The organism is Streptomyces sp. NBC_00435 (genome assembly GCF_036014235.1).
In the GTDB taxonomy this organism is placed as follows: domain Bacteria; phylum Actinomycetota; class Actinomycetes; order Streptomycetales; family Streptomycetaceae; genus Streptomyces.
Genome location: NZ_CP107924.1, coordinates 5,834,883 through 5,860,016, shown reverse-complemented (window position 1 = coordinate 5,860,016; position 25,134 = coordinate 5,834,883). Strand labels below are relative to the sequence as shown.

Below are 25,134 nucleotides of genomic sequence, written 5' to 3'. Positions count from 1 at the left end.
CTTCCGGCGCTCGAGGACCGGGCCGGGACAGCCCCGCGCAGCGACAGGCCCTAGGTCAGGGCCGCCTGAACGACCCCGGCCAGGGCCGACGCCGCCGGGGCCGCGAGGGGCTTGCCGTCGGCGTCGACCACGTACACCGTGTCCACCGCGTTCGCGCCCAGGGTGGACACGTGCGCGCTGCGGACCCGGACGCCGGCGGATTCCAGCGCGCGGCCGATCCGGTGGAGCAGCCCCACGGCGTCGGGTGCGCGGACCTCCAGGACCGTGGCCAGGGAGGAGACCTCCGGGACCACCGAGACCCGGGGCGGCGGCGGCACCACCCCGCGGCGGCGCGGGTACGCCGCCTCGCGGTCGGCCAGCTTCGCCGGGACGTCCAGCGAACCGTCCAGGGCCCGCACCAGGTCGGTGCGCAGCCGCGCGGCCTGCGGCAGGGCCCCGTACTCCGCGGCCACCCGCCACCGCAGCACCAGTACCTCGCCCAACTGGTCCGGCAGCTCCAGCGAGCGCAGGTCGGCCGCCCGCACCGTGAGCCGGTGCAGCGCCAGTACGCCGGCCACCGCCGGCAGCACCCCCGGCTGGTCGGGGACGGCCACCACCAGCTCCACTCCGACCGCGTCCTCCTCCTGACGGGCGTGCAGGGCCAGCACCGGCTCCCGGGTGCGCAGCGCCTCCACCGCCAGGCGCTCCTGCTCGGTGGTGGGGATCTCCAGCTCCGTCGGCTGCGGCGCGGCCCCGCGCAGCAGGGCGGCGACCCGCGCCACCAGGTCCGCCACGAGGGAGCCGCGCCAGGCGCTCCACGCCGCGGGGCCGGTGGCCAGTGCGTCGGCCTCCGTCAGCGCGTGCAGGATCTCCAGCGTGCCGGGGGACCCGACCGCGTCCGCGACCGCCTTCACGGTCGCCGGATCGTCCAGGTCCCTGCGCGTCGCGGTGTCGATCAGCAGCAGGTGGTGGCGTACGAGCGCCCCCAGCACGCTGACGTCCTCCGCGTCGAAGCCGACCCGCACCGCCATGTCGCGCGCGATCGTCTCGCCCGCCACCGAGTGGTCGCCGGGCCAGCCCTTGCCGATGTCGTGCAGCAGCGCGGCCATGAGGAGGAGGTCGGGGCGGCCCACCCGGCGGGTGAGCTCCGAGGCGCGGACCGCCGTCTCGACGAGGTGCCGGTCCACGGTCCAGGTGTGCACCGGATTGCGCTGCGGCCGGCAGCGCACCCGCTCCCAGTCGGGCAGCAGCCTGGTGATGATCCCCTCGGCCTCCAGCGCCTCCCACACGGCCACCGTCGGCTCCCCCGCGCCCAGCAGGGTCAGCAGCTGTTCCCGGGCCTCCGCGGGCCACGGCACCGGCAGCGGCTTCGCCTGCGCCGCGAGCCTGCGTACGGCGTGCAGCGAGACGGGCAGTCCCGCCTGCGCGGCGGCCGCGCCGAACCTCAGGGGCAGCACCGGGTCCCGGTCCGGGCGCGCGGCCAGGGCCAGTACGGCCTCGCCGTCGGACTCCACGACGCCTTCGGCGAGCGGCGCGCGCTCGGGCACGGCGCCCCGGGTGCCGAGCAGTCCGCGGAGCCTGGGCCGGGCGGCCCGCGCCCGGAGCACCCGGCCGACCTCGCGCCAGGTCACGTCACCGGCGTACGAGACCACGCGCGCGGCCTCGTACACCTCCCTGAGCAGGGCGTCGGCGTCGAGCAGGCCGAGCTGCGCGGCGACCGGGGTCTGTTCCTGGAGGGAGAGCCGGTCGGTGGCGCGGCCGGTCACCAGGTGCAGCGCGTCGCGTGCGTCGAGCAGCCGGCGCCGGGCTTCGGCCAAGCCCTCGCGGGGGGCGTCGGCCAGCCAGGACGCGGCGACGGCCCGCAGCGCGGTGACGTCGCGCAGCCCCCCGCGGGACTCCTTGAGGTCGGGCTCCAGCAGGAACCGGAGCTCCCCGGCGCGCTCGGCCCGCTCGCGGCACAGGGAGTGCAGCTGCGGGAGCCGCTTGGCGGCTTGGTTGCGCCAGTCGGCCAGGACGGAGGTGCGCAGCCCCGCGAGCAGCCCGACGTCGCCGGCGACGGGCCGGGCGTCGAGCAGTCCGAGGTGCACCTTGAGGTCCTCGGCGGCGGCCTTGCGGGCTTCGCCGGGGGTGCGGACCGAGTGGTCGAGGGCCACGCCCAGGTCCCAGACGGGGTACCAGAGCCGGTCGGCCAGTGCGCTGAGCGCGCGCGGCTCGGCCTTGCCGTCGTGCAGCAGGACCAGGTCGAGGTCGCTGCGGGGGGAGAGTTCGGCGCGGCCGTAGCCGCCGACGGCGACGAGGGCGGCGCCCCGCACGCCCGTCTCCCGTACGGCCGTGGCGAACAGCGCCTTCAGCCAGTCGTCGGTCAGGGCGGCCAGGGCGGCACGCCGGGAAGGCCCGGACCGCGACTCCTCCTGGAGGAGTCGCAGCCGGGCCGCGGCGTAACCGCTGGGTCCCGAGCCGGCCGTGTTGTCGTCCGTGGTCTCTTCGACGCTCGTCAACCCAGGAGCTCCCGTCAGTTCGGACCAGTCCTACAGTGCGTCGGCGCCGCGTTCGCCGGTCCGGACCCGGATGACCGAGTCCACGGGAATGCTCCACACCTTGCCGTCGCCGATCTTGCCGGTCTGGGCGGCGTCGACCACGATCCGCATCACGTCCTCGGCGTCGCCGTCCTCGACGAGCACCTCTATGCGGATCTTCGGGACGAGGTCAACGGTGTACTCGGCGCCCCGGTAGACCTCGGTGTGGCCGCGCTGGCGGCCGTATCCGCTGGCCTCGGAGACGGTCAGGCCCTGGACTCCGAAGCGGTGCAGGGCTTCCTTGATCTCGTCGAGCCGGTGGGGCTTCACGATCGCGGTGATGAGCTTCATGCGTCAACCTTCTTGCTCGCGGCGGCAACGGGGGCGGGTACGGCGGTGCTCCGGGAGGAGGAGCCCCCGCCCGCTCCGCTGAAGTCGTAGGCGGTCTCGGCGTGCTCGACCTGGTCGATGCCGGAGACCTCGTCGTCCTCGGTGACGCGCATTCCGATCGTCTTGTCGAGGAGGAAGGCGAGTACCGCGGATGCCACGAGAGAGTAGAGGAGGACGGAGAAGACTCCCACGGCCTGCTTGCCGAGCTGCTCCAGCCCGCCGCCGTAGAAGAGGCCGGCCGCGTCGGACTGGACCCCGCCGGTGGCGAAGAAGCCGATGAGCAGGGAACCGAGGACACCACCGACGAGGTGGACGCCGACGACGTCGAGGGAGTCGTCGAAGCCGAACTTGTACTTCAGGCCGACGGCCATGGCGCACACCACACCGGCGATGGCGCCGATGGCGATCGCACCGAGCGGGGAGCAGGATCCGCCCGAAGGGGTGATGGCGACGAGGCCCGCGACGGCGCCGGAGGCCGCGCCCAGGGTGGTGAAGGAGCCGTGGCGCAGCTTCTCGTAGCCGAGCCAGGCGAGCATGGCGGCTGCGGTGGCTACCTGGGTGTTGACGAACATGACCGCGCCGACGCCGTCGTCGTTGCCGAGCCAGGATCCGGCGTTGAAGCCGAACCAGCCGAACCACAGGAGGCCTGCGCCGAGCATCACGAGCGGGAGGCTGTGCGGGCGCATCGGGTCCTTCTTGAAGCCGACGCGCTTGCCGATCACCAGGATCACGCCGAGGGCCGCGGCGCCCGCGTTGATGTGGACGGCGGTGCCGCCTGCGAAGTCGATGACGCCGAGCTCGAAGAGCCAGCCGCCGGCGCCCCACACCCAGTGGGCGACGGGGAAGTAGACGACGGTGACCCAGAGGGTGATGAACAGGGCCCACGCGCTGAACTTCACCCGGTCGGCCAGCGCACCGCTTATCAGCGCCGGGGTGATGATCGCGAACATCAGCTGGAAGACGGCGAAGACGTAGACGGGGATGGTGTAGCCGTCCCACAGCTCGGTGATGCCGATGCCGCTGAGTCCCACGTAGTCGGAGGTCCAGCCGATGACCGACCCGGAGTCGGCGCCGAAAGCGAGGCTGAATCCGTAGAGGACCCAGAGGATCGTGACGATCCCGAGGCTGATGAAGCTCATCATCAGCATGTTGAGGCTGCTCTTGACGCGGACCATGCCTCCGTAGAAGAAGGCGAGTCCCGGGGTCATCAGCATGACCAGGGCGGAGCAGATGAGCATGAACCCGGTGTTCGCGGAAGACAGCGTGGGGGCGTCTGCCGCGAGGGTCGTGATGGCAGATGCCATCGGCGTCTCCTCGTCGTCGGTACGTTCGCGTGCGGGCGATCGTGAAAACCTGAGCGGCACTGGTTTTTGTGTCAGGCCTGAGGGGGCCGGCCTGGGAGCTGGCCGGTTAATGGCCCTGAGATTCGCGCAGGCCGGTTTCCGGCGGCGCCGCTGGGTGTTTCGCGTCGATGACGAAGAGGTCCGGCGTGTTACGCGTCCATGAACGAGTGGTTCATGGACGGGCCGGGTCGAGACCCGGCCGCGGCGATGACCCGGGGAACCTGGCTGGGGGAGCCTGATCGGGTTTCACGGGGTGACTGCCGCGGCCGGGAGCCTTGGGGACGGCCGGGAGGGCCGTCAGACGGCCTCCGCCGCTTCGGGGAGCCGGGAGGCGAGGTGGTCGGTCAGCCGGACCACGTCGGCGACGTCGCCGTACTCACGCGCGGCGGTGTCGACGGTCTTGCGCAGCCGGGTGTTGACCCTTTCCGACCGCACCTTTCCCGCCACGTCCAGGGCGCGGCCGGCGAGGACGGTGGCCTGCTCGGGCTCGCGCTGGAGCAGGTGCACAGTGGCCATGCCGATGAGGTTGAGGGCGTACGAGCGCTGGTGCTCCTCGTCCTTCTCGAACAGCTCTACGGCCCGCTCCATGACCGGTTCGGCGAGGGAGGCGTACATGGGGCTGCGGCCCGCGACGTAGGCCAGGTCCCGGTACGAGTGGGAGTTCTCGCCGTTGAGCTCGGCCTCGGAGAAGAAGCGGATCCAGTCGGGTTCGGGCTCGCCGCCGAAGCCGACGTCGGAGAAGGTGTCCTCGGCCATCCGCACGGCCCGCTTGCAGCGGCTGGGCTGGCCCATGTTGGCGTAGGCGCGGGCCTCCATCGCATACAGCATGGCCTGGGTACGGGGCCCCGCGCAGTCGCGGCTGCCGTACTGGGCCAGGTGGATCAGCTCCAGGGCGTCCTCGGGGCGGCCCAGGTGGATCATCTGGCGGCTCATGCTGGAGAGGATGTACGAGCCGAGCGGCTTGTCACCGCCCTCCTTGGCGGCGTGCAGCGCGAGGACGAAGTACTTCTGCGCGGTGGGGTGCAGGCCGATGTCGTAGCTCATCCAGCCGGCGAGCTCGGCGAGCTCGGCGGCGACCTTGAACAGCCGCTTCATGACCGGGGCCGGGTGGTTCTCCTGGAGCAGGTCGGTGACCTCGTGGAGCTGGCCCACGACGGCCTTGCGGCGCAGTCCCCCGCCGCACTGGGCGTCCCACTGGCGGAACATCACGGTGGTGGCTTCGAGGAGGTCCACCTCGGGCCCGGAGAGCCGGGGCGGCCGGTGGCCGCCGAGTGCGCCCGCCGGCCCCGCCTCCCGGGGTCCCGGGTCGGCGGCCGGGACCGGTACGAGCCAGCGCTGCATGGGCTCGATGAGGGCGGGGCCGGCGGACAGGGCCAGCGAGGTCCCGAGGAAGCCGCGGCGGGCCAGCATCAGGTCGCTGCGGGAGAACTCGCCGAGCAGCTCGATGGTCTGCGGTCCGGCCCAGGGCAGGTCGACACCGGAGACGGAAGGGGTCTGGTGGGCGGTGCGCAGGCCGAGGTGCTCGATGGCGACCACGGAGCCGAAGCGTTCGGAGAAGAGCTCGGACAGGATCCGCGGGACGGGCTCGCGGGGCTGTTCGCCGTCGAGCCAGCGGCGGACCCGGGAGGTGTCGGTGCTGATGTGGTGGGCGCCCATCTGGCGGGCGCGGCGGTTGACCTGGCGGGCGAGCTCGCCCTTGGACCAGCCGCTGCGGACGAACCACGACGTCAGCTGCTCGTTGCGGACGGCCGGATCCCGCTCGGACTCCTCCGCGGACGACACGCCGGACTCCGCACCCGTTCCGCTTGCGCCGTTGCCGCTCACTGGAACGCCCCCATCCGTCAGCTCTCTTCTCCACGAAACCCTGCCACCGGTTCGCGGTCCCGCGGTCAGCAACCCGTCTTCACAGGTCCTTCACACCATGCCTCCGGCATACCCGCGAACGCGTCCGGCTTCGCGCTTCGTGCACCGAAAGTAATCCTACGATCACCCCTTCGGCGAGGTCGATCCCGGAAACGCCACCATTCGCCACCCCTTCGAATGAACTCGCCACCCGTCAGGCGCGATTCACTTGACACGAAGGCAGAACCCATCGGTTGGACGGGAGTGCGCTCGGGGCGCGCGCGGCGAGGAGTGCGCCGGGCATCCCGTGGCGCCGACGTCGTAACCACCGGCACGTCCGACCCGTTGGAGGGGGCATGGGCATGGGCTTCACGATCGGCGGCAGCCGCGGCACCAAGGAGTTCCGCTCCGGCGCCCGGCGCCGGGGCAGGACGTCGGAGTGCACGGCGGTGGCGGAGTACACCGGACTGTGGGGCTGGGACGTGGTCCCCGGGGCCCGGGCGGCGGCGCCCGGCCGCGACTGCTCCTGCGGTCATACGAGTTGCGGTGCGCCGGGGGCGCATCCGCTGGCCCTCGCGCCGACGGTCCCGGCCGGCGCCACCCTCGACGAGGTCACCGCGACCTGGAGCGGCTACCCGGGCGCCGCGGTGCTGCTCCCCGTCGGCCGCTCCTTCGACGTGATCGAGGTGGCCGAGGAGGCCGGCCGGCGGGCGCTGGTCCGCCTGGAGCGGATGGGCCTGCCACTCGGCCCCGTCACCGCGACCCCGGACGGCCGGGCCCAGTTCTTCGTCGCCCCGGGGGCCGCGGCCGGCCTGCCGCAGCTGCTGTACCGGATGGGCTGGGACGATGCCGGCCTCGATCTGCGCGCGCTGGGCCAGGGGGCGTACGTCACCGCGCCGCCGTCCGACTTCGCGGGCCGCGGGCCGGTCAGCTGGCTGCGCCCGCCCGCGCTGGATTCGGCCGGGGATCCCCCTCAGGCCCGGCTCCTGCTGGGCACCCTCGCCTACCTGTGCCACCGGCTGCGCCGGATCTAGTGCCGTGACCGCACCGGCTCCGCGTGCGGCAGTGCCCCCGGGTCCGTGGGACCGCGGGGGCACTGGCCGACGTAGGAACGTCCCGGGAGCTTCGTTCAGTCGCCGATCAGGGCGTCGACGAAGGCCTCCGGCTCGAAGGGCGCCAGGTCGTCCGCGCCCTCACCGAGGCCGACGAGCTTGACCGGGACGCCGAGCTCGCGCTGGACGGCGATGACGATGCCGCCCTTGGCGGTGCCGTCGAGCTTGGTCAGCACGATGCCGGTGATGTCCACGACCTCCGCGAAGACGCGGGCCTGGGTCAGACCGTTCTGGCCGGTGGTGGCGTCCAGGACCAGCAGGATCTCGTCGAGCGGTCCGTGCTTCTCCACGACGCGCTTGACCTTGCCGAGCTCGTCCATCAGACCGGTCTTGGTGTGCAGCCGGCCGGCGGTGTCGATGAGCACCACGTCGGCGCCCTCCTTGATGCCCTCCTTGACCGCGTCGTAGGCGATCGAGGCCGGGTCACCGCCCTCAGGGCCGCGCACGGTGCGCGCGCCGACCCGGTCGCCCCAGGTCTGGAGCTGGTCGGCGGCGGCGGCGCGGAAGGTGTCGGCCGCGCCGAGCACGACGCTGCGCCCGTCGGCGACGAGCACGCGGGCGAGCTTGCCGGTGGTGGTGGTCTTGCCGGTGCCGTTCACACCGACGACCATGATCACGGCGGGGGTGTCCACGCCGCTCTCGGTCTTCACGGCGCGGTCGAAGTCGGTGCCGAGGAGCGCGACCAGCTCCTCCTTCAGCAGGGCGCGCAGATCGGCGGGGGTGCGGGTGCCGAGCACCTTGACGCGCTCGCGCAGGCGGTCCACCAGTTCCTGGGTCGGCGCGACACCGACGTCGGCGATGAGGAGGGTCTCCTCGATCTCCTCCCAGGTGTCCTCGTCGAGGTGCTCGCGGGAGAGCAGCGTGAGCAGCCCCTTGCCGAGCGTGTTCTGCGACCGGGCGAGGCGGGCGCGCAGCCGGACCAGGCGGCCGGCGGTGGGCTCGGGAACCTCGATCTCGGGGGCCGGCGGAGCCTCCACGACCGGGTCCTCGACGGCGACGGGGGATTCGAGTGCGCTCTCCGCGTCGGGAAGGGCGACCTCCTCGATCGTGCGGCGCGGCTCTTGTGCCGTCGGTGCGGCGTCCTCCCCCACCTGCGGCTCGGCGGGCGGGGCAGTGATGGTCGGCGTGCTCGACGGCGCCGTGGGCGGCAGCTGCTTCTTCTTGCGGCTGCTGACCACGAGCCCGCTGATCGCACCGACCGCGACCAGGGCGATGACTACGGCAAGGATGAGGATTTCCATAACTTCCCCAGTATCGGCCACGAAGCCTTCGGCACGGGTCCGCCGCTACGCGCGGACGGTGGGCACGCGGACGGTGGGCACGCGGTCGGCGTCCACGTGCGGCGGTGCGAGCGCGGCCGCGGCGACGGCTCCCGCGCCCGCCCGGAGCAGGCTGCCGTCTCTTTGTAGGTTCATATAAGGCAATAGGCCTCTATTTGTGCTTTTTGCGGCGAACCTACGATGATGGATAGCCCCCCAACGCCACCTCCCCACGGAGTAGACCTATGCCTGCCGAGACGACCGCCGTCGAGTCACGCGGCCTGGAGCCGGTCCCGGACGGCGAGCGCCGCGGCCGGGTCCGCGAACTCGTCCCGACCTGGGTCGCCGCCAACATCAGCGTGCTGCTGCTGACCATGGGCGCCGGCCTGGTCATCTTCAACAAGCTGAACATCTGGCAGGTGCTCGTCGTCGCGATCGCCGCGCCCGTGGTCTCCTACGGGATGGTGGGGCTCATATCCATCGCGGGCAAGCGCGGCGGCGCCCCCGGCATGGCGCTCTCCCGCGCCGTCTTCGGCCAGCGCGGCAACCTCTTCCCCGGCGCCCTGATCTGGGTCGCCCGGTGGGGCTGGGAGACCATCAACGCGGTCAGCGGCGCCTACGCCGTCCTGACCGTCCTCGACCTGGTCTTCGGCGTGAAGAAGAACACCGCCCTGATCGTCGTCACCCTCCTCTTCTTCGTCGGCTGCACCTTCCTGGTCTCCGGCCTCGGCATCAACGCGCTGCGCGTCTGCTCCAAGTGGTCCACGTACCTCTTCGGCGCCTTCAGCGTGCTCGTGCTCGGCTACCTGATCGCCGAGACCGACTGGTCCGCCGTCTTCGCCAAGCCCGCCGGCTCCACCGCGATGATGGTCGCCGGCATCGGCACCCTCGCGGCCGGCGGCATCAGCTGGGTCCCCTCCGGCCCCGACTTCACCCGCTACCTGCCCCGCACCGCCTCCGCCAGGGGCATGGTCGGCGCGACCATCGGCGGCGCGGCCGTCGTCGTGATCCCGATGGTGCTCATGGGCGCCGTGATGGCGGTCGCCACCCCCGACCTGGCCACCGCCCAGGACCCGGTCTCCTTCATCGGGGAGCTGCTGCCGATCTGGATCGCGGTCCCGTACCTGCTGATCGCGCTCCTCGGCATGCTGCTCATCAACTCGATGTCCATGTATTCGGCCGGCTTCACCGCGCAGACCCTCGGCATCAAGGTCCCGCGCGCTGCGGCGGTCAGCGTCAACGCCGTGATCAGCCTGATCTTCGGCTTCCTGCTGATGGTGGTCGCGACCAGCTTCTTCGGCTCGTTCATCTCCTTCCTGACCCTGCTGGCCGTGGCCTTCTCCGCGTGGATCGGCGTCTTCGGCGTGGACATGCTGCGCCGCACCTCCTACGACGGCGCCGCGCTGCTGGACACCACGCGGAGCAGCGCCTACTGGTACCGGGGCGGTTTCGCCTGGCAGGCCATGACCGCCTGGGGCCTCGCCCTGGTGGTGGGCCTGCTGTTCACGAAGGTCGACTGGTTCAGCGGTCCGCTGGCCACCACCTGGGTCGGGCAGAACGGGCTGGGCTGGGTGGCGGGCATCGTCACCTCGGCCGTCCTGTACGCCGTCCTGCCGCGCACCCCGGCGCCGAAGGCTCCGGGGGCCCCGGCCGAGGAGCCGGTCCGCGCCGGATCCCTGTCCAACTGACGTCACGTCAGCTAACGTCCCCCTTCGCCCGCCCACCCACATCCGGCGAAGGGGGACTTCTCCATGCCCATCACCGTGGCCCGGTTCAATCTCATCGACCCGAACGGCACACCGGAAACCCTCTCCGCCCGGTACAAGGCCGCGCTGGAGATGGCCAAGTACGCGGACGACCTCGGGATCGACACCATCCAGACCGAGGAGCACCACGGCACCGGGAACAACTGGCTGCCCTCCCCCTTCGCCTTCGCGGGCGCCGTCTTCGGCGCCACCCGCCGGATCGCGGTCACCGTCTCCGCGATCATCGGCCCGCTGTACGACCCGCTGAAGGTCGCCGAGGACATCGCGGTCCTGGACCTGCTCAGCGGCGGCCGTCTCGTCACGGTGGCCGGCATCGGCTACCGGCCCGAGGAGTACGAGCAGCACGGCGTGGAGTGGGGCCGGCGCGGCAAGCTCCAGGACGAGCTGCTGGAGACCCTGCTGAAGGCGTGGACCGGCGAACCGTTCGAGTACCGGGGCCGTACCGTACGGGTCACCCCGCGGCCGTTCACCCAGCCGCACCCGCTCCTCCTGGTCGGCGGCAGCTCCGAGGCCGCGGCCCGCCGCGCGGCACGTCTGGGGCTGCCGTTCTTCCCGAGCGCGCACCTGCCGGAGCTGGAGGCGTACTACAACGCGAAGCTCGCGGAGTACGGCACGGAGGGCTTCTGCATGATGCCGGCGGCAGAGACCCCGCTGCTGCACATCTCCGAGGACCCGGACCGGACGTGGGCCGAGCACGGCGAGCGCTTCCTGCACGAGGCCGGGATGTACGCGTCCTGGCAGTCCAAGGACATCCGCAGCGCCGTACGGTCGGGCGCGCACACGGTGGCGGAGCTGCGCGCGGAGGGCGTGTACCGCATCCTCACCCCGGACGAGGCGGTCGCGTACGCCCGGGGCGCCGGTGAGGCGGGGAACCTGGTGCTGCACCCGCTGTGCGGCGGGATGCCCCTGGACGAGGGCTGGCGGAGCCTGCAGCTGCTGTGCGAACAGGTACTGCCCCGGCTCAAGGAGTGAGGCGCGCGGGGCAGTACCCGTTCTGAGGGAGAAGGGCCGTTGGCGGGGGTGGTCAGCCCATCTCCTCCAACGCCTTGCCCTTGGTCTCCGGCACCCACTTGAGGATGAACGGGATCGAGAGCACGGCGAAGACCGCGTAGATGACGTACGCACCGGACAGGTTCCAGTCCGAGAGCGTCGGGAACGAGACGGTGATGACCCAGTTGGCGATCCACTGGGCGGCGGCCGCCACGCCGAGGGCCGCGGCGCGGATGCGGCCCGGGAACATCTCGCCGAGCAGGACCCAGACCACCACGCCCCAGGACAGGGCGAAGAAGAGCACGAAGCAGTTGGCCGCGATGAGCGCCACGAGCCCCTGGGTGTGCGGCAGGGCGATGTCGCCGCCGCTGGTGTCCTTGTACGAGAAGGCCCACGCGGCGAGCCCGAGGGAGATCGCCATGCCCACGGACCCGATGAGCGCGAGGGGCTTGCGGCCGATGCGGTCCACGAAGACCATCGCGATCACCGTACCGATGATGTTCACGACGGAGGTCTCGAAGGAGTACAGGAACGAGGAGCTCGGATCGATGCCGACCGACTGCCACAGCGAGGAGCTGTAGTAGAAGATCACGTTGATGCCGACGAGCTGCTGGAAGACGGAGAGGCCGATGCCGATCCAGACGATCGGCAGGAAGCCGAAGCGGCCTCCGAGGAGGTCCTTGAAGCTGGACTTCACCTCCGAATGGATGGTGCTGTCGATCTCGCGGACGCGGGCGTCGGCGTCGATGCCCTCACCCTCGACCTCGCGCAGGACCGTCTTGGCCCTCTCCATGCGGCCGACCGAGACGAGGAAGCGCGGGGACTCGGGGATGGCGAAGGAGAGCAGGCCGTAGAGCACGGCCGGGACGACCATGACGCCCAGCATCCACTGCCAGGCCTCGAGGCCGCCCACCTTGCCGCGCTGGTCGCCGTCGGCGAGGTTCAGGATGCCCCAGTTGACCAGCTGCGAGATGGCGATGCCGATGACGATGGCGGCCTGCTGGAAGGAGGCCAGCCGGCCCCGGTAGGCGGGCGGGGAGACCTCGGCGATGTAGGCCGGGCCGATCACCGAGGCCATGCCGATGCCGAAGCCGCCGATGACGCGCCACACGGCCAGGTCCCACAGGGCGAACGGCAGGGCCGAGCCGATGGCGCTCGCGGTGAAGAGGACCGCGGCGATCTGCATGCAGCGGATCCGGCCGATCCGGTCGGCGATGCGGCCGGCGGTGGCCGCGCCGAGGGCGCAGCCGATCAGTGCGGCGGCGATCACCTGGGCGAGGGTCGCCGAGCCGACGTCGAAGCGGTCCCGGATGGCCTCGACGGCGCCATTGATGACGGAGCTGTCGTAGCCGAAGAGGAACCCGCCCATCGCGGCGGCCGCGGTGATGAAGATGACGTGCCCGAGGTGGTCGGGCTGCGATACGTGCCCGCCGCCCGGATCCTGGGGCCGCGTCGTGCTGCTGCTCAAGGTGCGCTCCTGCGTGCCGGCTGCGGTGACTGGCTGTGGGTGCGATCCCTCCCAGTGGCACACAGGTCAAGATCGGGCACCACCCGGAGGGGCCATCGGAGCGCACGTGCCCCGCATCGGCGCGGCCACACCCGGCCACCGCGTCCGCGTCACCGCGTCACCGCGTCACCGCAGACGCTGGCTGATGACCTTCGAGACCCCGTCGCCCTGCATCGAGACCCCGTAGAGGGCGTCGGCGACCTCCATCGTCCGCTTCTGATGTGTGATCACGATCAGCTGCGAGCTCTCCTGCAGCTCCTCCATGATCCGGATCAGCCGCTGCAGGTTGGTGTCGTCGAGGGCGGCCTCGACCTCGTCCATCACGTAGAACGGACTGGGCCGGGCCTTGAAGATGGAGACCAGCAGCGCCACGGCGGTCAGCGAGCGCTCGCCGCCCGAGAGCAGCGACAGCCGCTTGACCTTCTTGCCCGGCGGGCGGGCCTCGACGTCGACGCCCGTGGTCAGCATGTTGTCCGGGTCCGTGAGGATCAGCCGGCCCTCGCCGCCGGGGAACAGCCGCGAGAAGACCCCCTCGAACTGCCGGGCCGTGTCCAGGTAGGCCTCCGTGAAGACCTGCTCGACCCGCTCGTCGACCTCCTTCACTACCTGAAGGAGGTCGGCCCTGGTCTTGCGCAGGTCTTCCAGCTGTTCGCTGAGGAATTTGTGCCGCTCCTCCAGCGCCGCGAACTCCTCCAGCGCCAGCGGATTGACCTTGCCGAGCTGCTGGTAGGCGCGCTCGGCCGCCTTCAGCCGCTTCTCCTGCTGGGCGCGTACGAAGGGGTGGGGCCCGGCGTCCCCGTCCGGCGCCTCCCCGTCCGCGGGCGGGCTCGGCGGCACCGGCTGATCGGGCCCGTACTCGGCGAGGAGCCCCGCCGCGGCCATCCCGAACTCCTCCAGCGCGCGCGTCTCCACCTGCTCGATCCGCATGCGCTTCTCGGCGCCGAGCACCTCACCGCGGTGCACGGAGTCCGTGAGCTTGTCGAGCTCGCCCTTCAGGCCGCGGCCCAGTCCCCGGGCCTCGTCGAGCTCCCGCTCGCGCAGGCCCTTGGCGTGCTCGGCGGCCGTGCGCTCCCCGGCGGCGCGGGTCAGCGACACCTCGATGTGCGCGAGCAGCTGACGGGCGCCGTCGGCGACGGCCGCGGCCACCCCGGCCTCGTACCGCAGCCGCTCCCGGCGGCGCTCGGCCCGGGCGCGGGCCTCCCGTTCGGCCCGGGCCCCGCGGTCGAGGGAATCGGCCCGTCCGGCCAGCCCCTTCACCCGCTCCTCATGGGTCCTGAGCTGCAGCCGGGCCTCCATCTCGGTCTGCCGCGCGTTCGCCCCGTCGGCCGCGAGCCGGTCCCTGCGGGAGGTGTCCGGCTCCTCCTCCACCGGCATCTCCTCGGCGACGGCGAGCCGCTCCGCGCACTCCTCCACGTCGGCCAGCGCCTGCTCCAGCGCCTCCTGCGCCCTGGCCGAGGCCGAGGCGGCGCGCTCGGCTTCGCCCAGCGCCCCCTTCGCCTGCCCCGCGAGCCGCCCCAGCTGCTGCGCGACCCCGGCCCGCGCCTGCTCGGCGGCCCGGCGCAGCTCCCCGAGCTCCTCGATCCGCGCGCCGGCCAGCGACCGGCGCCGCTCGGCGACCTCCTTCTCCCCGGCCAGCGCGAGGCACTCCCCGTCGAGCCGGTGCCGCTCGGCGTCGGCCTCGTCGACGGCGGCCCGCACCTCGATGAGGCTGGGCACCCCGGCGGACCCGCCGTGCGCGAGGTGCGCCCCGAGGACGTCCCCCTCGGCCGTCACGGCCACCAGCTCGGGCCGTACGGCAACCAGCGCCTCGGCCTCGCCCAGCCCCGGAACGACCACGAAGTCCCGCAAAACCCAGGCGACAGCCCGCACCAGGGCGGCATCCCCGTGCACGAGATCCCTGGCGGGAACCACGTCGGCCACTTCCACCCCAGGGGGCGTACGGGTCACGGGTCCCGGGGCTGCGCCGACCTCCAGTCCCGCGGGCACACGAGACCCGGCGTCCGAGGCAGTGGCCGAATCCAGCCCCTCCGGCGTTTGAGGATCGGGGTCCGGGGCGGTGCCCCAGTTTCGGGAAGCGGCGGGGTGGGGGAAGTCAGGCTTCGGCGGGACCCCGCCGGGCGCCACGGCACCCGCACCGGCCCCGCCGGTCAGAGCATCGGCTGCCACGGCCTGGGCCGGAACCCCGGCACCCCCACCGGCGCCGGCACCCCCACCGGCACCCCCACCGGCGCCGGCACCGGCACCGGCACCGGCACCACCCTGCCCAGGCACCGCGACACCCCCCGGCGCGATCAGGAAGGCCGCCCGCCCCGCATCCGCGGCCCTCAGATGCCGGATCGCCCCGGCGGCGGCAGCGGCAGAGTCCACGGCCACCGCATCCGCCACCGCACCCAGCGCCGCCGCCACGGCGGCCTCGTACCCCGGGGTCACCGACAGCCGCTGCGCCGCCGGGCCCAGCAGCCCCTCCAGCCGCGCCGCGAGCAGTTCCGCGGTGCCGTCCTTTCGGCGCAGCCCCATAGCCAGGGCGTCCCGCCGCGCGGCAACCGCCGCCCGCGAGCGCTCCGCCGTCGCCAACGCGTCGCGCGCCGCGCCGAGCCCGGCCTCCGCCTCCGTCAGCTCGGCCCGCGCGGCCTCGTACTCCCCCTGCGCGGCCGCCGAGGAGTCGTCCTCCCCGACCTCCTCGGCCAGCGCCTCGTACTCCTCGCGCGCCTCCACCGCCCGCGACCGCGCCTCGTCCCGCGCCGCCACCAGCCGGTCGATCTCCGCCTGGGCCGCGCCCGCGCGGGAGCGGGCCGCGCCGAGCCGGCCCGTCATCCGGGCCAGCCCCTCGCGCCGGTCGGCGATGGCCCGCGCCGCGTCCCGCAGCCGCCGCTCCTCCTCGGCCAGCGACCGCTCCAGCTCGGCACGGTGGGCGACGGTGTCCTCCAGCGCCCGCGCGGCCGCCTCCACCGCGGCCGTCAGTTCCGCCTCCTGCTCGCGGATCCGCGCGGCCTCCTTCTCCATGTCCTCGGGATCCCGGCCCCGCCGCTCCTCCTCGGCCGGCGCCGAGGCCGAGGTGACCCGGGCATCGGCCAGCGACGCGGTCCCCCGTACCCGCTCGGCCAGCTGCGAGAGCTCGTACCAGGTCTGCTGCACCCGCTGGAGCCGCGGCGCGAGCTCCCGTACGGCTTGCTCCAGTTCGGATTCCCGCCGCACCGCCGCCGCGAGCTGTGCCTCGGCCGCCTCCTTGCGCGCCTTCAGTGCCGCCTCGTCCGCGATCTCCGCGTCCAGCGCGCCCCTGAGCGTCACGAGGTCGTCGGCGAGCAGCCGCAGCCGCGCGTCGCGCAGGTCCGCCTGGATCACGGCCGCCCGCCGGGCCACCGCCGCCTGCCGGCCCAGCGGCTTGAGCTGGCGGCGCAGCTCGTCGCCCAGGTCCTGGACGCGTGCGAGGTTGGCCTGCATCGCGTCGAGTTTGCGCAGCGCCTTCTCTTTGCGTTTGCGGTGCTTGAGCACTCCGGCCGCTTCCTCGATGAAGGCGCGGCGGCCCATCGGATCGGCGTGCAGGACGGAGTCCAGCTGGCCCTGGCCGACGATGACGTGCATCTCGCGGCCGATGCCGGAGTCGGAGAGCAGCTCCTGGATGTCGAGCAGACGGCAGGTGTCTCCGTTGATCTGGTACTCGCTGCTGCCGCCGCGGAACATGATCCGCGTGATCGTGACCTCGGCGTACTCGATGGGCAGCGCGCCGTCGGAGTTGTCGATGGTCAGCGACACCTCGGCGCGCCCGAGCGGCGGGCGGCCGGTGGTGCCGGCGAAGATGACGTCTTCCATCTTCCCGCCGCGCAGGGACTTGGCCCCTTGTTCGCCCATGACCCAGGAGAGCGCGTCCACCACATTGGACTTGCCGGAACCGTTGGGGCCCACGACGCAGGTAATGCCCGGCTCGAAGCGCAGAGTGGTGGCGGAGGCGAAGGATTTGAATCCGCGCAAGGTCAGGGACTTGAGATGCACGCCGCCGGACTCTACCTTTCACGTTCGGTTTCGCCCATGAAGGTGCAGGGCAGATCCGACGTTAAAGGAATCGCCCCCCCACCTGGCGCAACGCCGCCCGGCGGCCTTGTGCCCGGGAAGGGGGGAGCGGCAAGAAAGAAGGGACGCCGAAGCGTCCCTTGCACATCATGCTGGGCTGTTGGTCGAGCGATGAGGGAGCTCGGGTCAGGTGAGCGCAGGCTCCGCCTGGGGTACGTCGAGGTCGATGCCGTCAAGCAGCGAGTCTCCGTGCTGTGCGGCGGCGGCGTTCAGAGCGTCGTTTTCGGACTGGATTCGTCCGAGCTCGGACTCGAGGTCCTGGACGCGCTGCTGAAGCCGTCGCATCTCGGCGAGGAGTCGCGGGTCGGAACCGCCGACGTAACCGAGAAGCGCCTTTGCCATGATGGATGGTCCTCCACACTGAGTGACCGACCGAAAGCGGTGTGGGTCGTGAGGGAATCGCACCCGCGGATGTCCGGCAGCAACTGACAGTCACTGCACACGTTCTTTGGCTAACACTGCTTACTGCCAACAACTGCCAAACAGCTCAGGTGCGCGGGGCTTCCAGCGTCTCACCAAAAAGTTTGACGGTCAACACGATCACGCCCCGTATCGGCGGGCAGCCCGGCCCCCGCAAGGGGTGTGGAGATCATCCTCGCCTCCGAGCCTTCCACGGATCGCTCCGCTCAGCAACGCGTCGGCGGTGAATGCGCAGATCCGACCATGTGCGGACCATCCAGAGATGTGTTCAGTACATGATCAGTCGATCGGTCACCGGATGGCGAACCCTTCGTAGCCACCGCGCGGTGTGCCCCAGATCTCTGTCACCCCGTCCACGCTCCCGGGCGTGTCGGCGCTGTGCAGCCACTCCAGGAGCCGGTGGCAATTCTCACGTTGACCTTCGGCCACCACCTGCACTCGACCGTCGTCGAGGTTGAGCGCGAAGCCGATCAGGCCGCCGATCTCCAATGCATTGGCCCTGGTGAACCAGCGGAAGCCCACTCCCTGTACCCGGCCGCGTACCCAGGCGGTCATCCGCACATCTTCATTCATGCATGAACGCTAACCGGGCAAACGATTCCGGGGCACGCCGCCCCCCGGCCGCCATGGCGTACAGTCGCGCAGCAACGAACTCACCCATTTGGGTGAGTAAAGGTCGATCTTGAACCGAGGAAGGCAAGACGCGATGGGACGCCACCGACTTCACGCCGCGCCGCCCCGCGGCAGCAAGCACCGCATCGCCCTTCGGGGCGGTCTGCTCGGCGTTTCCGCCGCCGTGGCTCTCGGCACGGCCGCCGTCACCACGGGCGTCGTCCCGGTCGGCTCCTCCTTCCCCTACGTGGGGAGCGCGAGCTCCGATGCGAAGGCGAAGACGGCGGTGGCCGGGACCCAGGCCTCGCCGAGCCCCAGGACCTCGCTGGAGCAGCAGGGCGGCCTCGCCAACCTCTCCGGCCGCGCCCCCAGCGGAGCGGCGTCCCCGTCCCTCTCGGCGCCCGCTTCCCCTTCGGCCTCGCCGTCCCCGTCGGCCTCCGCCTCACCGTCCCCCTCCACGGAGCCGTCGAAGACCCCCGAGTCGCGCCCCACGCCGACCCCGCCGAAGCCGGCCGCCCCGAGGACGGCCGCCCCCAAGCCCCCGGCACCGCCGGCCACGGCCGGCCACTCCGCCGAGGAGACCGCCGTGCTCGAGCTGGTGAACCAGGAGCGCGCGCAGGCGGGCTGCAAGGTTTCGGTGCGTGCGAACCCGCCGCTGGCGGCGCTGGCCGGTGCCTTCAGCAAGGACATGGCCGTCCGGGGCTTCTTCGACCACACCGACCCCGACGGCAACACCCCGTGGGACCGCGCCACCAAGGCCGGCATATCGGGGATGGGCGGCGAGAACATCGCCCGCGGCCAGGGTGACGCGCAGGCCGTGATGAAGGCCTGGATGAACAGCCCGGGCCACAAGGCGAACATCCTCAACTGCGAGTTCCGCACCCTGGGCGTCGGCATGTACTCCGCCGCGGGCGGCCCCTGGTGGACCCAGGACTTCGGCTTCTAGGCACACCAGGACTTCGGCATACAGGAACACCAAGGGGCACGGCCCCGTGCGGCGGGTCTTTCCGCCGCACGGGGCCGTGCCCCTTCGCGTACCGGGCGGCAGCGCCCGGTGTGCACGCGGCGTGTCAGGCGGCCAGGGCGGCGCGGCCCGCGATGACGATGCGGGTCTGCTCGGTGACGCGGCGGCCCAGGTGCTCGGCGGTGGCGATGTCGGCCTTGTGGACGAACTCCGCGCTCTGGTCGCCGTTGGACTGGGCGGCGGCGCCGTCGAAGAAGCCGAGACGGTTGAGGTCGTTCTCGGAAGCGGTGCTGGAGTTCCAGCCCGGCTTCAGGCCCAGGTTGACCCAGCTCATGCCGTGCTGCGAGGCCAGCGTCTGGAAGAAGTCCAGGGTGTTGCCCTTGTCGCCGGACTTGGAGCCCGAGTTGGTGAAGCCCGCGGCGACCTTGTCCTGCCAGCCGGCCGTGAACCAGATCTTGGACGTGGACTCGGCGAAGACGTGGAAGGCACCCGAGGCGCTGCCCATGTAGGTGGGGGCGCCGAAGACGATCGCGTCGGACGCGGTCAGGAGCTCCCACTGCGCGTCGTCGATCTCGTCGACCTTGATCAGGTGGACCGTCGCACCGGCCTCGAGGGCACCGGCCTTGACGGCCTCGGCGATGACGGTGGTGTGGCCGTAGCCGGAGTGGTAGGCGATCGAGACGACAGGGGTGTACGTGATACCGGACAAGACGGGTCTCCCTCGGAAAACACCGTGGTGGGTCACGGCGTTGTGCGGCGTGGTGTAACAGGAGAAAGGAAAGCACTAACTTTTTGAAAGCGCAACCCGAATGGTGGGCGCTGCTCAGTAGTAGGCTGAAAGCATGCAGACTCCAGCCTGCGGTGACGCCGAGGACGAGGGCGCCGCCGAACAGACGTCCGACTCATTCGACGTGTTCGCCCGCGCGTGCCCGTCCCGCGACGCGCTGGAACACGTCACGGGTCGCTGGGGCAGCCTCACGGTGGGCGCCCTGCGCAAAGGTCCGTGCCGGTTCAACGAGCTGCGCCGCCGGGTGGACGGCATCAGCGAGAAAATGCTCTCCCAGACCCTGCATTCGCTGGAGCGCGACGGCATCGTCAACCGCGATGCGCAGCCGACGAACCCGCCCAGGGTCGACTACGAACTGACCCCGTTCGGCGCGGAGGTCGCGGAGCGCGTGGCAGCGCTCATCGAGCTGCTGGAGAGCAGCATGCCGGGGGTGCTCGCCTCCCGGTCCGCCTACGACGAGACGCGCGAGGGCCGCTGGCAGCGCGGGCAGAAGTAGCTCGACCGGTTCATCCACGGCCGGCGCCGCATCGGGGTGCCGCAGCGCCGGCAGGGCTCGTCCTCGCGCCCGTAGGCGTCGAGCGAACGGTCGAAGTAGCCGGACTCGCCGTTGACGTTGACGTAGAGGCTGTCGAAGCTGGTGCCGCCGACGGACAGGGCCTCGTTCATGACGTCCCGGGCATGGCCGAGGAGTTCCACGCTCCGGGGGCGCGTGAGCGTGCTGGTGGGGCGCTCGTAGTGCAGCTTGGCGCGCCACAGCGCCTCGTCCGCATAGATGTTGCCGACCCCGCTGATCAGCGACTGGTCGAGCAGCGCCCGCTTCACCGTGGTGCGCTTGGCGCGCAGCGCCAGGTGGTAGGCCGACTCGTCGAAGAGCGGGTCCAGCGGGTCCCGCGCGATGTGCGCGATGACGTCGGGCAGTCCGTCCGGGCTGCCGGGGACGGACTCGTGCAGCGACAGGCCGCCGAAGGTGCGCTGGTCGACGAAGCGCAGCTCGGTCCCGGCGTCGTCCCCGAACCGCACCCGGATGCGCAGGTGCTTCTCGTCGGGCGCCACCTCGGGCTGTACGAGCAGCTGCCCGCTCATCCCCAGGTGTCCGAGCACGGAGAGCTCGCGCTCCTCCAGCGGCAGCCACAGGTACTTCCCGCGCCGCCGCGGCACCCCGAAGGTCTCCCCCGTGAGCCGGGCCGCGAAATCGGCGCCGCCGCCCGCGTGCCGGCGTACGGCCCTCGGGTGCAGCACCTCGACGGCCGTCACGGTCCGCCCTGCCACCCAGCGCTCCAGGCCGCGCCGCACCACTTCAACTTCGGGCAGCTCGGGCACGGGGTCCTCCGGAAGGGTGCGGTGGTGAACGCTCCCGGCGAGCGTACCGGCCTCGCGAAGCGGCCCGGAAACGGGTCCGCCCGCCCTCGCGGTGCGGGGGCGGGCGGGGAAAATCCGGAAGGAACCGTCAGGCGTCCGGCGTCGGGTCGGCGGGCGTCGGCGCCCCGCCATCCTCGGCCGGAACGGGAGCGGCCTGCGCCGCGGTCCGCTCGTCCGCCACGGTACTGATACCGCGCCACGCGGATTCTGCCGCCTGCTGTTCCGCTTCCTTCTTGCTACGTCCGATGCCGCTGCCGTAGGAGATCCCACCGACGCGCGCGGCGGCGGTGAAGGTCTTCTCGTGGTCCGGACCGGACTCGGTGACCAGGTATTCCGGTACACCAAGGCCTTCGGCCGCCGTGAGTTCCTGGAGACTGGTCTTCCAGTCCAGGCCGGCACCGAGGTTCGAGGACTTCTCGATGAGCGGGTCGAAGAGCCGGTGAACCAGCTCCGAGGCCGCGTCGAGGCCCTGATCGAGGTAGACCGCGCCGATCACCGCTTCAAGGGTGTCGGCGAGGATGGACGCCTTGTCCCGGCCACCCGTGCCCTCTTCGCCCCGGCCAAGCCGGATGAAGAGACCGAGTTCGAGGCCGCGGCTGACCTCCGCAAGTGCACGCGAGTTGACTACCGCGGCCCGCAGTTTGGCCAGTTGGCCTTCCGGCAGGTCGGGGTGGGTCGTGTACAGCGTGTCCGTGACCACCAGGCCCAGCACGGAGTCCCCGAGGAACTCCAGCCGTTCGTTGGTGGGCAGACCGCCGTTCTCGTACGCGTACGAGCGGTGGGTCAGCGCACGCACCAGAAGGGCGGTCTCGAGTCGATACCCGAGCCGCCCTTCCAGAAGCACGTGGGACGAGGCCGCGTTGTTACTGTCTGCCTGCTTCTCAGCGTTGGACAGCTCAGACATTGCGCCTCTCACCAGCCGCTCAGACCTCGAGGACCTGGCGCTTGTTGTAGGTGCCGCAGCTCGGGCACGCAATGTGCTGGAGCTTCGGCTCCTGGCAACGCTCACACGAAACCAGGGTGGGGACCGCAGCCTTCCACTGCGACCGGCGGTGGCGCGTGTTGCTGCGCGACATCTTCCGCTTCGGAACAGCCACGGCTACTTCTCCTGCTTCTCGGCGGCGCTCTGGACTCCGTCGGAGGCAGTGCCGCTCATATTGTCCTTCTCGACGCCCTGATCGGTGACGAGTCCCTGCAGTGCCGCCCAACGGATGTCGACGGCGTCATGGTGGTGGTCCGGGTCGTCGTTCAGGCTGAGCCCGCAATCGGGGCACAGTCCGAGACAGTCCTCCCGGCACACCGGCTGCAGCGGCAGTGCGAGCACTACCACGTCGCGCAGCACGGGTTCGAGGTCGAACAAGCCGTCCTCGAGGAAGAGCGTGTCCTCGTCGTCCTCGGCGTCGTCGGCCGGCTCCGACTTGGAGCGGATCCGGTCGTCGGCGTCAGGGTACGAGAACATCTCCTGGAAGTCCGCCTTGAGCTCACGCTCGACGGCCTCCAGACACCTTACGCATTCCCCGGAGGCCGAGCCACGGGCGGTGCCTGTGACAAGCACCCCTTCCATGACCGACTCCAGACGGAGCTTGAGGTTCAGCCGGCTGCCTTCCGGCACTCCGATGACTCCGGCGAGACCGAGGTCCCCCGGGGCCGCGATCTCACGGGACAGCCGCAGCATGGCACCAGGACGCCGACCCAGCTCGTGCGTGTCGAACACGAGGGGGTTGTGGTGGTCGAGGCGGGTATTCAGGGCCGTTCCTGCTTTCACAAAATCACTGGAGACTGCTGAAGATCAAGATTTCCGCCACTCAAGGGCAGCATGGATCGCGGTGCATACGCGCGACCGAAGAGCCAGGATACCCGCCGCTTCGCCCTGCGCCCAATCCAGGTGCGGAGCGGGGGTCAGCGGCCCTGCTCGTACTGGCGCAGCTGGTCCAGGTTGATCATGCTCGTGTCGAAGAAGCTGGTCTCGTCGAGCGCCGCCTGCTGCTCCTGCGTGCCCTGCTGCGGCTGCTGGTAACCGCCGTACGGGTCGGGCTGCTGGTCGTAGGAGACCGCGTACGGATCCGGCTGCTGGTCGGCATAGTGCCCGGCGTAAGCCGCTCCGGTGGAACCGGTGCTCGTACCGGAGTACGGGTCCTGGTACCCATAGCCGTCCTGCTGGCCGGGCTGCTGGTAGGAGTACGCGTCGTACGCCGGCTCGGGCTGCGACTGCGCGGGGATCAGCGGGGCCTGGGGCGCCACCGGAGCCTGCGGCTCGGCCAGCCCGGCCAGGAAGTCGGCGTCGCTCGTCGAGCGGGACTGCTGGAGCCCCGCCGCGTCCTGGGCGGCCATGTGCGCGCCGAGGTCGTCGGTGGCCACGCGGCCGAGGAGCTTCTGCCGGCCCCGGCCGACGGCCTCCAGGGTCTTGGAGAGCACCGCCTCGAAGGTCGCCAGCTTGCTGTCCACGTAGGCGTCCGCCTGCTGCCGCTGCGTCTCCGGGTCGTGGCTGCGCTCGGGCGCCTCGGCGTCCGGGTAGCCCTGGTCGTCCAGTCCCGGACCCCGGCCCAGCAGCTTCTCGCGGCCCCGGTCCACCGAGCCGATGGTCTTGGTGAGCACGACCTCGAAGTTCGCCAGCTTGCTGTCGACGTAGTCGTCGGCCTCGGCCTTGACCTCCTCCGCCTCCCGGCGGGCATCGGCCAGGATCCGGTCCGCCTCGTCCTGGGAGCGCCGGGCGACCTCGGTGTCGGAGATCAGCGAACCGCGCTGGGCGTGTGCCGACTCGATGATCCGGTCCGCCTCCCGGCGGGCCTCCTCGACCATCTGTTCCCGGCCGCCGATGAGCTCCTGGGCCTGCGCGAGCGAGCCCGGCAGGGCCCCGCGCACCTCTTCGAGCAGGGCGAGCAGCTCGGCACGGTTGATCACGCACGAGGCCGACATGGGCATGGACCGGGCGCTGCCGACGGCCGCGACGATCTCGTCGAGCTTCTTCTGCACGTCCATGTGTGCTCGCACTCTCTCGGCCCCGGGCGGTTCCCGAGACGAACGGGACGACTGTAAGGCCACCGGGCCGGGGGACGACACCGACTGACAGCACGTCAGAGGCGTCGGGGCACCGGGCGCCCGGGGGTCAGCGGTTGGCCAGGCGCTCCAGCAGTGCGGCGTGCACATGTGCGGGCAGCAGGTGGGCGACGTCGCCGCCCCAGGCCGCGACTTCCTTGACCAGGGAGGAGGACAGGAAGCTGTAGGTGGGGTTGGTGGGGACGAACAGCGTCTCGACGCCCGACAGCCCCATGTTCATCTGGGCCATCTGGAGCTCGTAGTCGAAGTCGCTGACGGCGCGCAGGCCCTTGACGATGGCCGGGATCTCGCGCTGCTTGCAGAAGTCGACGAGGAGCCCGTGGAAGGACTCGACCTCGATGTTGCCGTAGCCGGCGGTCGCCTCGCGGATCAGCTCGATCCGCTCCTCGACGGTGAAGAGTCCCTGCTTGGACTGGTTGATCATCACGGCGACGTGGACCACGTCGTAGAGCCGGGAGGCCCGGCCGATGATGTCGAGGTGTCCGTTGGTGATGGGGTCGAAGGACCCCGGACAGACTGCGCGGCGCACGTGCATTCCCTCGCTCCCGGGTGCGGGCTTCATGACTCTTCGCTGGTGGAGGCGGCGCGACCGTACCAAAGGGTGCCCTCGCCGTACTTCCTGGACCGGAGCGGCTCGAAGCCCACGGGCCACGGGAAGGCGCCGCTCCTCGTCCTGCGCTCCACGGTGACGAGCGCGTCGTCGCTGAGCCAGCCATTGGACCGGAGTGTGAGGAGGATCTCGCACAGTTCGCCGTGCTCCACCTCGTACGGCGGGTCCAGGAAGACCATGTCGTACGGGTCCCCGTGCGCGGGGAGCGCCGCGATCTGCTCGGCCCTGCCCGCCCGGAATTCGGCGCCGGGCAGGCCGACCGACTTGATGTTGTCCCGGATGGCCTTGGCGGCCTTGGCGTCGGGCTCGACCAGCAGTGCGTGGTCCGCGCCGCGCGAGAGCGCCTCCAGGCCGACGGCACCGGACCCGGCGTACAGGTCGAGGACGCGGGCCCCCTCGGTCCCGTGGAGCGACTCCCAGGTGGAGAAGAGGCCTTCGCGCATCCGGTCCGAGGTCGGGCGGGTGCCGGTGCCGGGCGGGACGGCGAGGCGTCGCCCGCCGGCGCTTCCGGCGATCACGCGGGTCATCTGGGGTCCTTCGGTGGGGCGAGCAG

The 25,134-nt window shown here is 71.5% G+C and carries 23 protein-coding genes; 5 read left to right on the top strand and 18 right to left on the bottom strand.

Translation table 11 applies throughout. From position 1 onward, the window contains the following. Positions 1-50 precede the first annotated feature (50 nt). From OG389_RS27010 to nsdA, 4 genes are all read right to left on the bottom strand, one after another. Positions 51-2,477: a [protein-PII] uridylyltransferase gene (locus OG389_RS27010; protein WP_328301030.1), complete on the bottom strand. Its 2,427-nt coding sequence runs from the start codon at positions 2,475-2,477 to the stop codon at positions 51-53. A 30-nt stretch (positions 2,478-2,507) separates the two neighbouring features. Beyond that, the gene (locus OG389_RS27005; RefSeq protein ID WP_112451060.1) at positions 2,508-2,846 is read right to left on the bottom strand and encodes a P-II family nitrogen regulator; all 339 of its coding nucleotides are present in this window, start codon (positions 2,844-2,846) and stop codon (positions 2,508-2,510) included. Next, positions 2,843-4,189 (bottom strand): ammonium transporter, encoded by a 1,347-nt coding sequence (locus tag OG389_RS27000; protein WP_328301029.1) that lies wholly within the window; start codon positions 4,187-4,189, stop codon positions 2,843-2,845. Before OG389_RS27000 ends, OG389_RS27005 begins: the two co-directional genes overlap by 4 nt. A gap of 336 nt (positions 4,190-4,525) precedes the next feature. Then, positions 4,526-6,052 carry a transcriptional repressor NsdA gene (nsdA, locus tag OG389_RS26995; RefSeq protein ID WP_328301028.1) on the bottom strand — a complete coding sequence of 509 codons (1,527 nt, stop codon included), beginning with the start codon at positions 6,050-6,052 and terminating at the stop codon, positions 4,526-4,528. Positions 6,053-6,432: 380 nt separating this feature from the next. Here nsdA and OG389_RS26990 point away from each other — a divergent pair, with 380 nt between their 5' ends. Beyond that, a complete protein-coding gene (locus tag OG389_RS26990; RefSeq protein WP_328301027.1) occupies positions 6,433-7,104 on the top strand; it encodes a bifunctional DNA primase/polymerase in 672 nt (223 codons plus the stop codon). A 95-nt stretch (positions 7,105-7,199) separates the two neighbouring features. Here OG389_RS26990 and ftsY read toward each other — a convergent pair whose 3' ends face one another. Continuing rightward, positions 7,200-8,423 carry a signal recognition particle-docking protein FtsY gene (gene ftsY / locus OG389_RS26985; protein ID WP_328301026.1) on the bottom strand — a complete coding sequence of 408 codons (1,224 nt, stop codon included), beginning with the start codon at positions 8,421-8,423 and terminating at the stop codon, positions 7,200-7,202. A gap of 45 nt (positions 8,424-8,468) precedes the next feature. Next, positions 8,469-8,597, bottom strand: coding sequence for a hypothetical protein (locus OG389_RS26980; RefSeq protein ID WP_328301025.1), 129 nt, complete (start codon positions 8,595-8,597; stop codon positions 8,469-8,471). A gap of 89 nt (positions 8,598-8,686) precedes the next feature. Between OG389_RS26980 and OG389_RS26975 the strand changes: the two genes are divergently transcribed. Together OG389_RS26975 and OG389_RS26970 are read left to right on the top strand one after the other, a co-directional pair. Beyond that, complete coding sequence (locus OG389_RS26975) at positions 8,687-10,129, top strand: cytosine permease (protein ID WP_328301024.1); 1,443 nt, start codon at positions 8,687-8,689, stop codon at positions 10,127-10,129. A 63-nt stretch (positions 10,130-10,192) separates the two neighbouring features. After that, the gene (locus OG389_RS26970; protein WP_328301023.1) at positions 10,193-11,179 is read left to right on the top strand and encodes an LLM class flavin-dependent oxidoreductase; all 987 of its coding nucleotides are present in this window, start codon (positions 10,193-10,195) and stop codon (positions 11,177-11,179) included. Positions 11,180-11,231: 52 nt separating this feature from the next. Here the strand turns inward: OG389_RS26970 and OG389_RS26965 are convergent, their stop codons facing one another. The 4 genes from OG389_RS26965 to OG389_RS26950 form a co-directional block, all read right to left on the bottom strand. Continuing rightward, positions 11,232-12,665, bottom strand: a complete 1,434-nt coding sequence (locus OG389_RS26965; RefSeq protein ID WP_328301022.1) for a sugar porter family MFS transporter — start codon at positions 12,663-12,665, stop codon at positions 11,232-11,234. 165 nt (positions 12,666-12,830) lie between these two features. Beyond that, the gene (locus OG389_RS26960; RefSeq protein ID WP_328301021.1) at positions 12,831-16,694 is read right to left on the bottom strand and encodes an AAA family ATPase; all 3,864 of its coding nucleotides are present in this window, start codon (positions 16,692-16,694) and stop codon (positions 12,831-12,833) included. Positions 16,695-16,898: 204 nt separating this feature from the next. Next, a complete protein-coding gene (locus OG389_RS26955; RefSeq protein WP_214947849.1) occupies positions 16,899-17,114 on the bottom strand; it encodes a hypothetical protein in 216 nt (71 codons plus the stop codon). A 369-nt stretch (positions 17,115-17,483) separates the two neighbouring features. Beyond that, positions 17,484-17,765 (bottom strand): acylphosphatase, encoded by a 282-nt coding sequence (locus OG389_RS26950; protein WP_328301020.1) that lies wholly within the window; start codon positions 17,763-17,765, stop codon positions 17,484-17,486. Between the two features lie 133 nt (positions 17,766-17,898). Here OG389_RS26950 and OG389_RS26945 point away from each other — a divergent pair, with 133 nt between their 5' ends. Next, positions 17,899-18,750: a CAP domain-containing protein gene (locus tag OG389_RS26945; RefSeq protein ID WP_328301019.1), complete on the top strand. Its 852-nt coding sequence runs from the start codon at positions 17,899-17,901 to the stop codon at positions 18,748-18,750. 124 nt (positions 18,751-18,874) lie between these two features. Here the strand turns inward: OG389_RS26945 and OG389_RS26940 are convergent, their stop codons facing one another. Further along, positions 18,875-19,477 carry a flavodoxin family protein gene (locus OG389_RS26940; RefSeq protein WP_328301018.1) on the bottom strand — a complete coding sequence of 201 codons (603 nt, stop codon included), beginning with the start codon at positions 19,475-19,477 and terminating at the stop codon, positions 18,875-18,877. A 133-nt stretch (positions 19,478-19,610) separates the two neighbouring features. On the opposite strand from OG389_RS26940, the gene OG389_RS26935 reads away from it, so the two are divergent. After that, positions 19,611-20,051, top strand: coding sequence for a winged helix-turn-helix transcriptional regulator (locus OG389_RS26935; protein ID WP_328301017.1), 441 nt, complete (start codon positions 19,611-19,613; stop codon positions 20,049-20,051). Here OG389_RS26935 and mutM read toward each other — a convergent pair. The 7 genes from mutM to rsmD form a co-directional block, all read right to left on the bottom strand. Then, positions 20,006-20,875 carry a bifunctional DNA-formamidopyrimidine glycosylase/DNA-(apurinic or apyrimidinic site) lyase gene (mutM, locus tag OG389_RS26930; protein ID WP_328301016.1) on the bottom strand — a complete coding sequence of 290 codons (870 nt, stop codon included), beginning with the start codon at positions 20,873-20,875 and terminating at the stop codon, positions 20,006-20,008. The two genes, OG389_RS26935 and mutM, sit on opposite strands and share 46 nt — an antisense overlap. A gap of 127 nt (positions 20,876-21,002) precedes the next feature. Continuing rightward, positions 21,003-21,818: a ribonuclease III gene (rnc, locus tag OG389_RS26925; RefSeq protein ID WP_328301015.1), complete on the bottom strand. Its 816-nt coding sequence runs from the start codon at positions 21,816-21,818 to the stop codon at positions 21,003-21,005. Between the two features lie 19 nt (positions 21,819-21,837). Continuing rightward, on the bottom strand, positions 21,838-22,011 hold the full coding sequence (gene rpmF / locus OG389_RS26920; RefSeq protein ID WP_003965982.1) for a 50S ribosomal protein L32: 174 nt from the start codon (positions 22,009-22,011) through the stop codon (positions 21,838-21,840). 2 nt (positions 22,012-22,013) lie between these two features. Beyond that, entirely contained in the window at positions 22,014-22,661 is a 648-nt protein-coding gene (locus tag OG389_RS26915; protein WP_328304133.1) for a YceD family protein, read from the bottom strand. Between the two features lie 152 nt (positions 22,662-22,813). Next, complete coding sequence (locus tag OG389_RS26910) at positions 22,814-23,893, bottom strand: cell division initiation protein (RefSeq protein WP_328301014.1); 1,080 nt, start codon at positions 23,891-23,893, stop codon at positions 22,814-22,816. A 127-nt stretch (positions 23,894-24,020) separates the two neighbouring features. Then, on the bottom strand, positions 24,021-24,500 hold the full coding sequence (coaD, locus tag OG389_RS26905; protein WP_328301013.1) for a pantetheine-phosphate adenylyltransferase: 480 nt from the start codon (positions 24,498-24,500) through the stop codon (positions 24,021-24,023). A 29-nt stretch (positions 24,501-24,529) separates the two neighbouring features. Continuing rightward, positions 24,530-25,108 (bottom strand): 16S rRNA (guanine(966)-N(2))-methyltransferase RsmD, encoded by a 579-nt coding sequence (gene rsmD / locus OG389_RS26900; RefSeq protein ID WP_328301012.1) that lies wholly within the window; start codon positions 25,106-25,108, stop codon positions 24,530-24,532. Positions 25,109-25,134 lie beyond the last annotated feature (26 nt).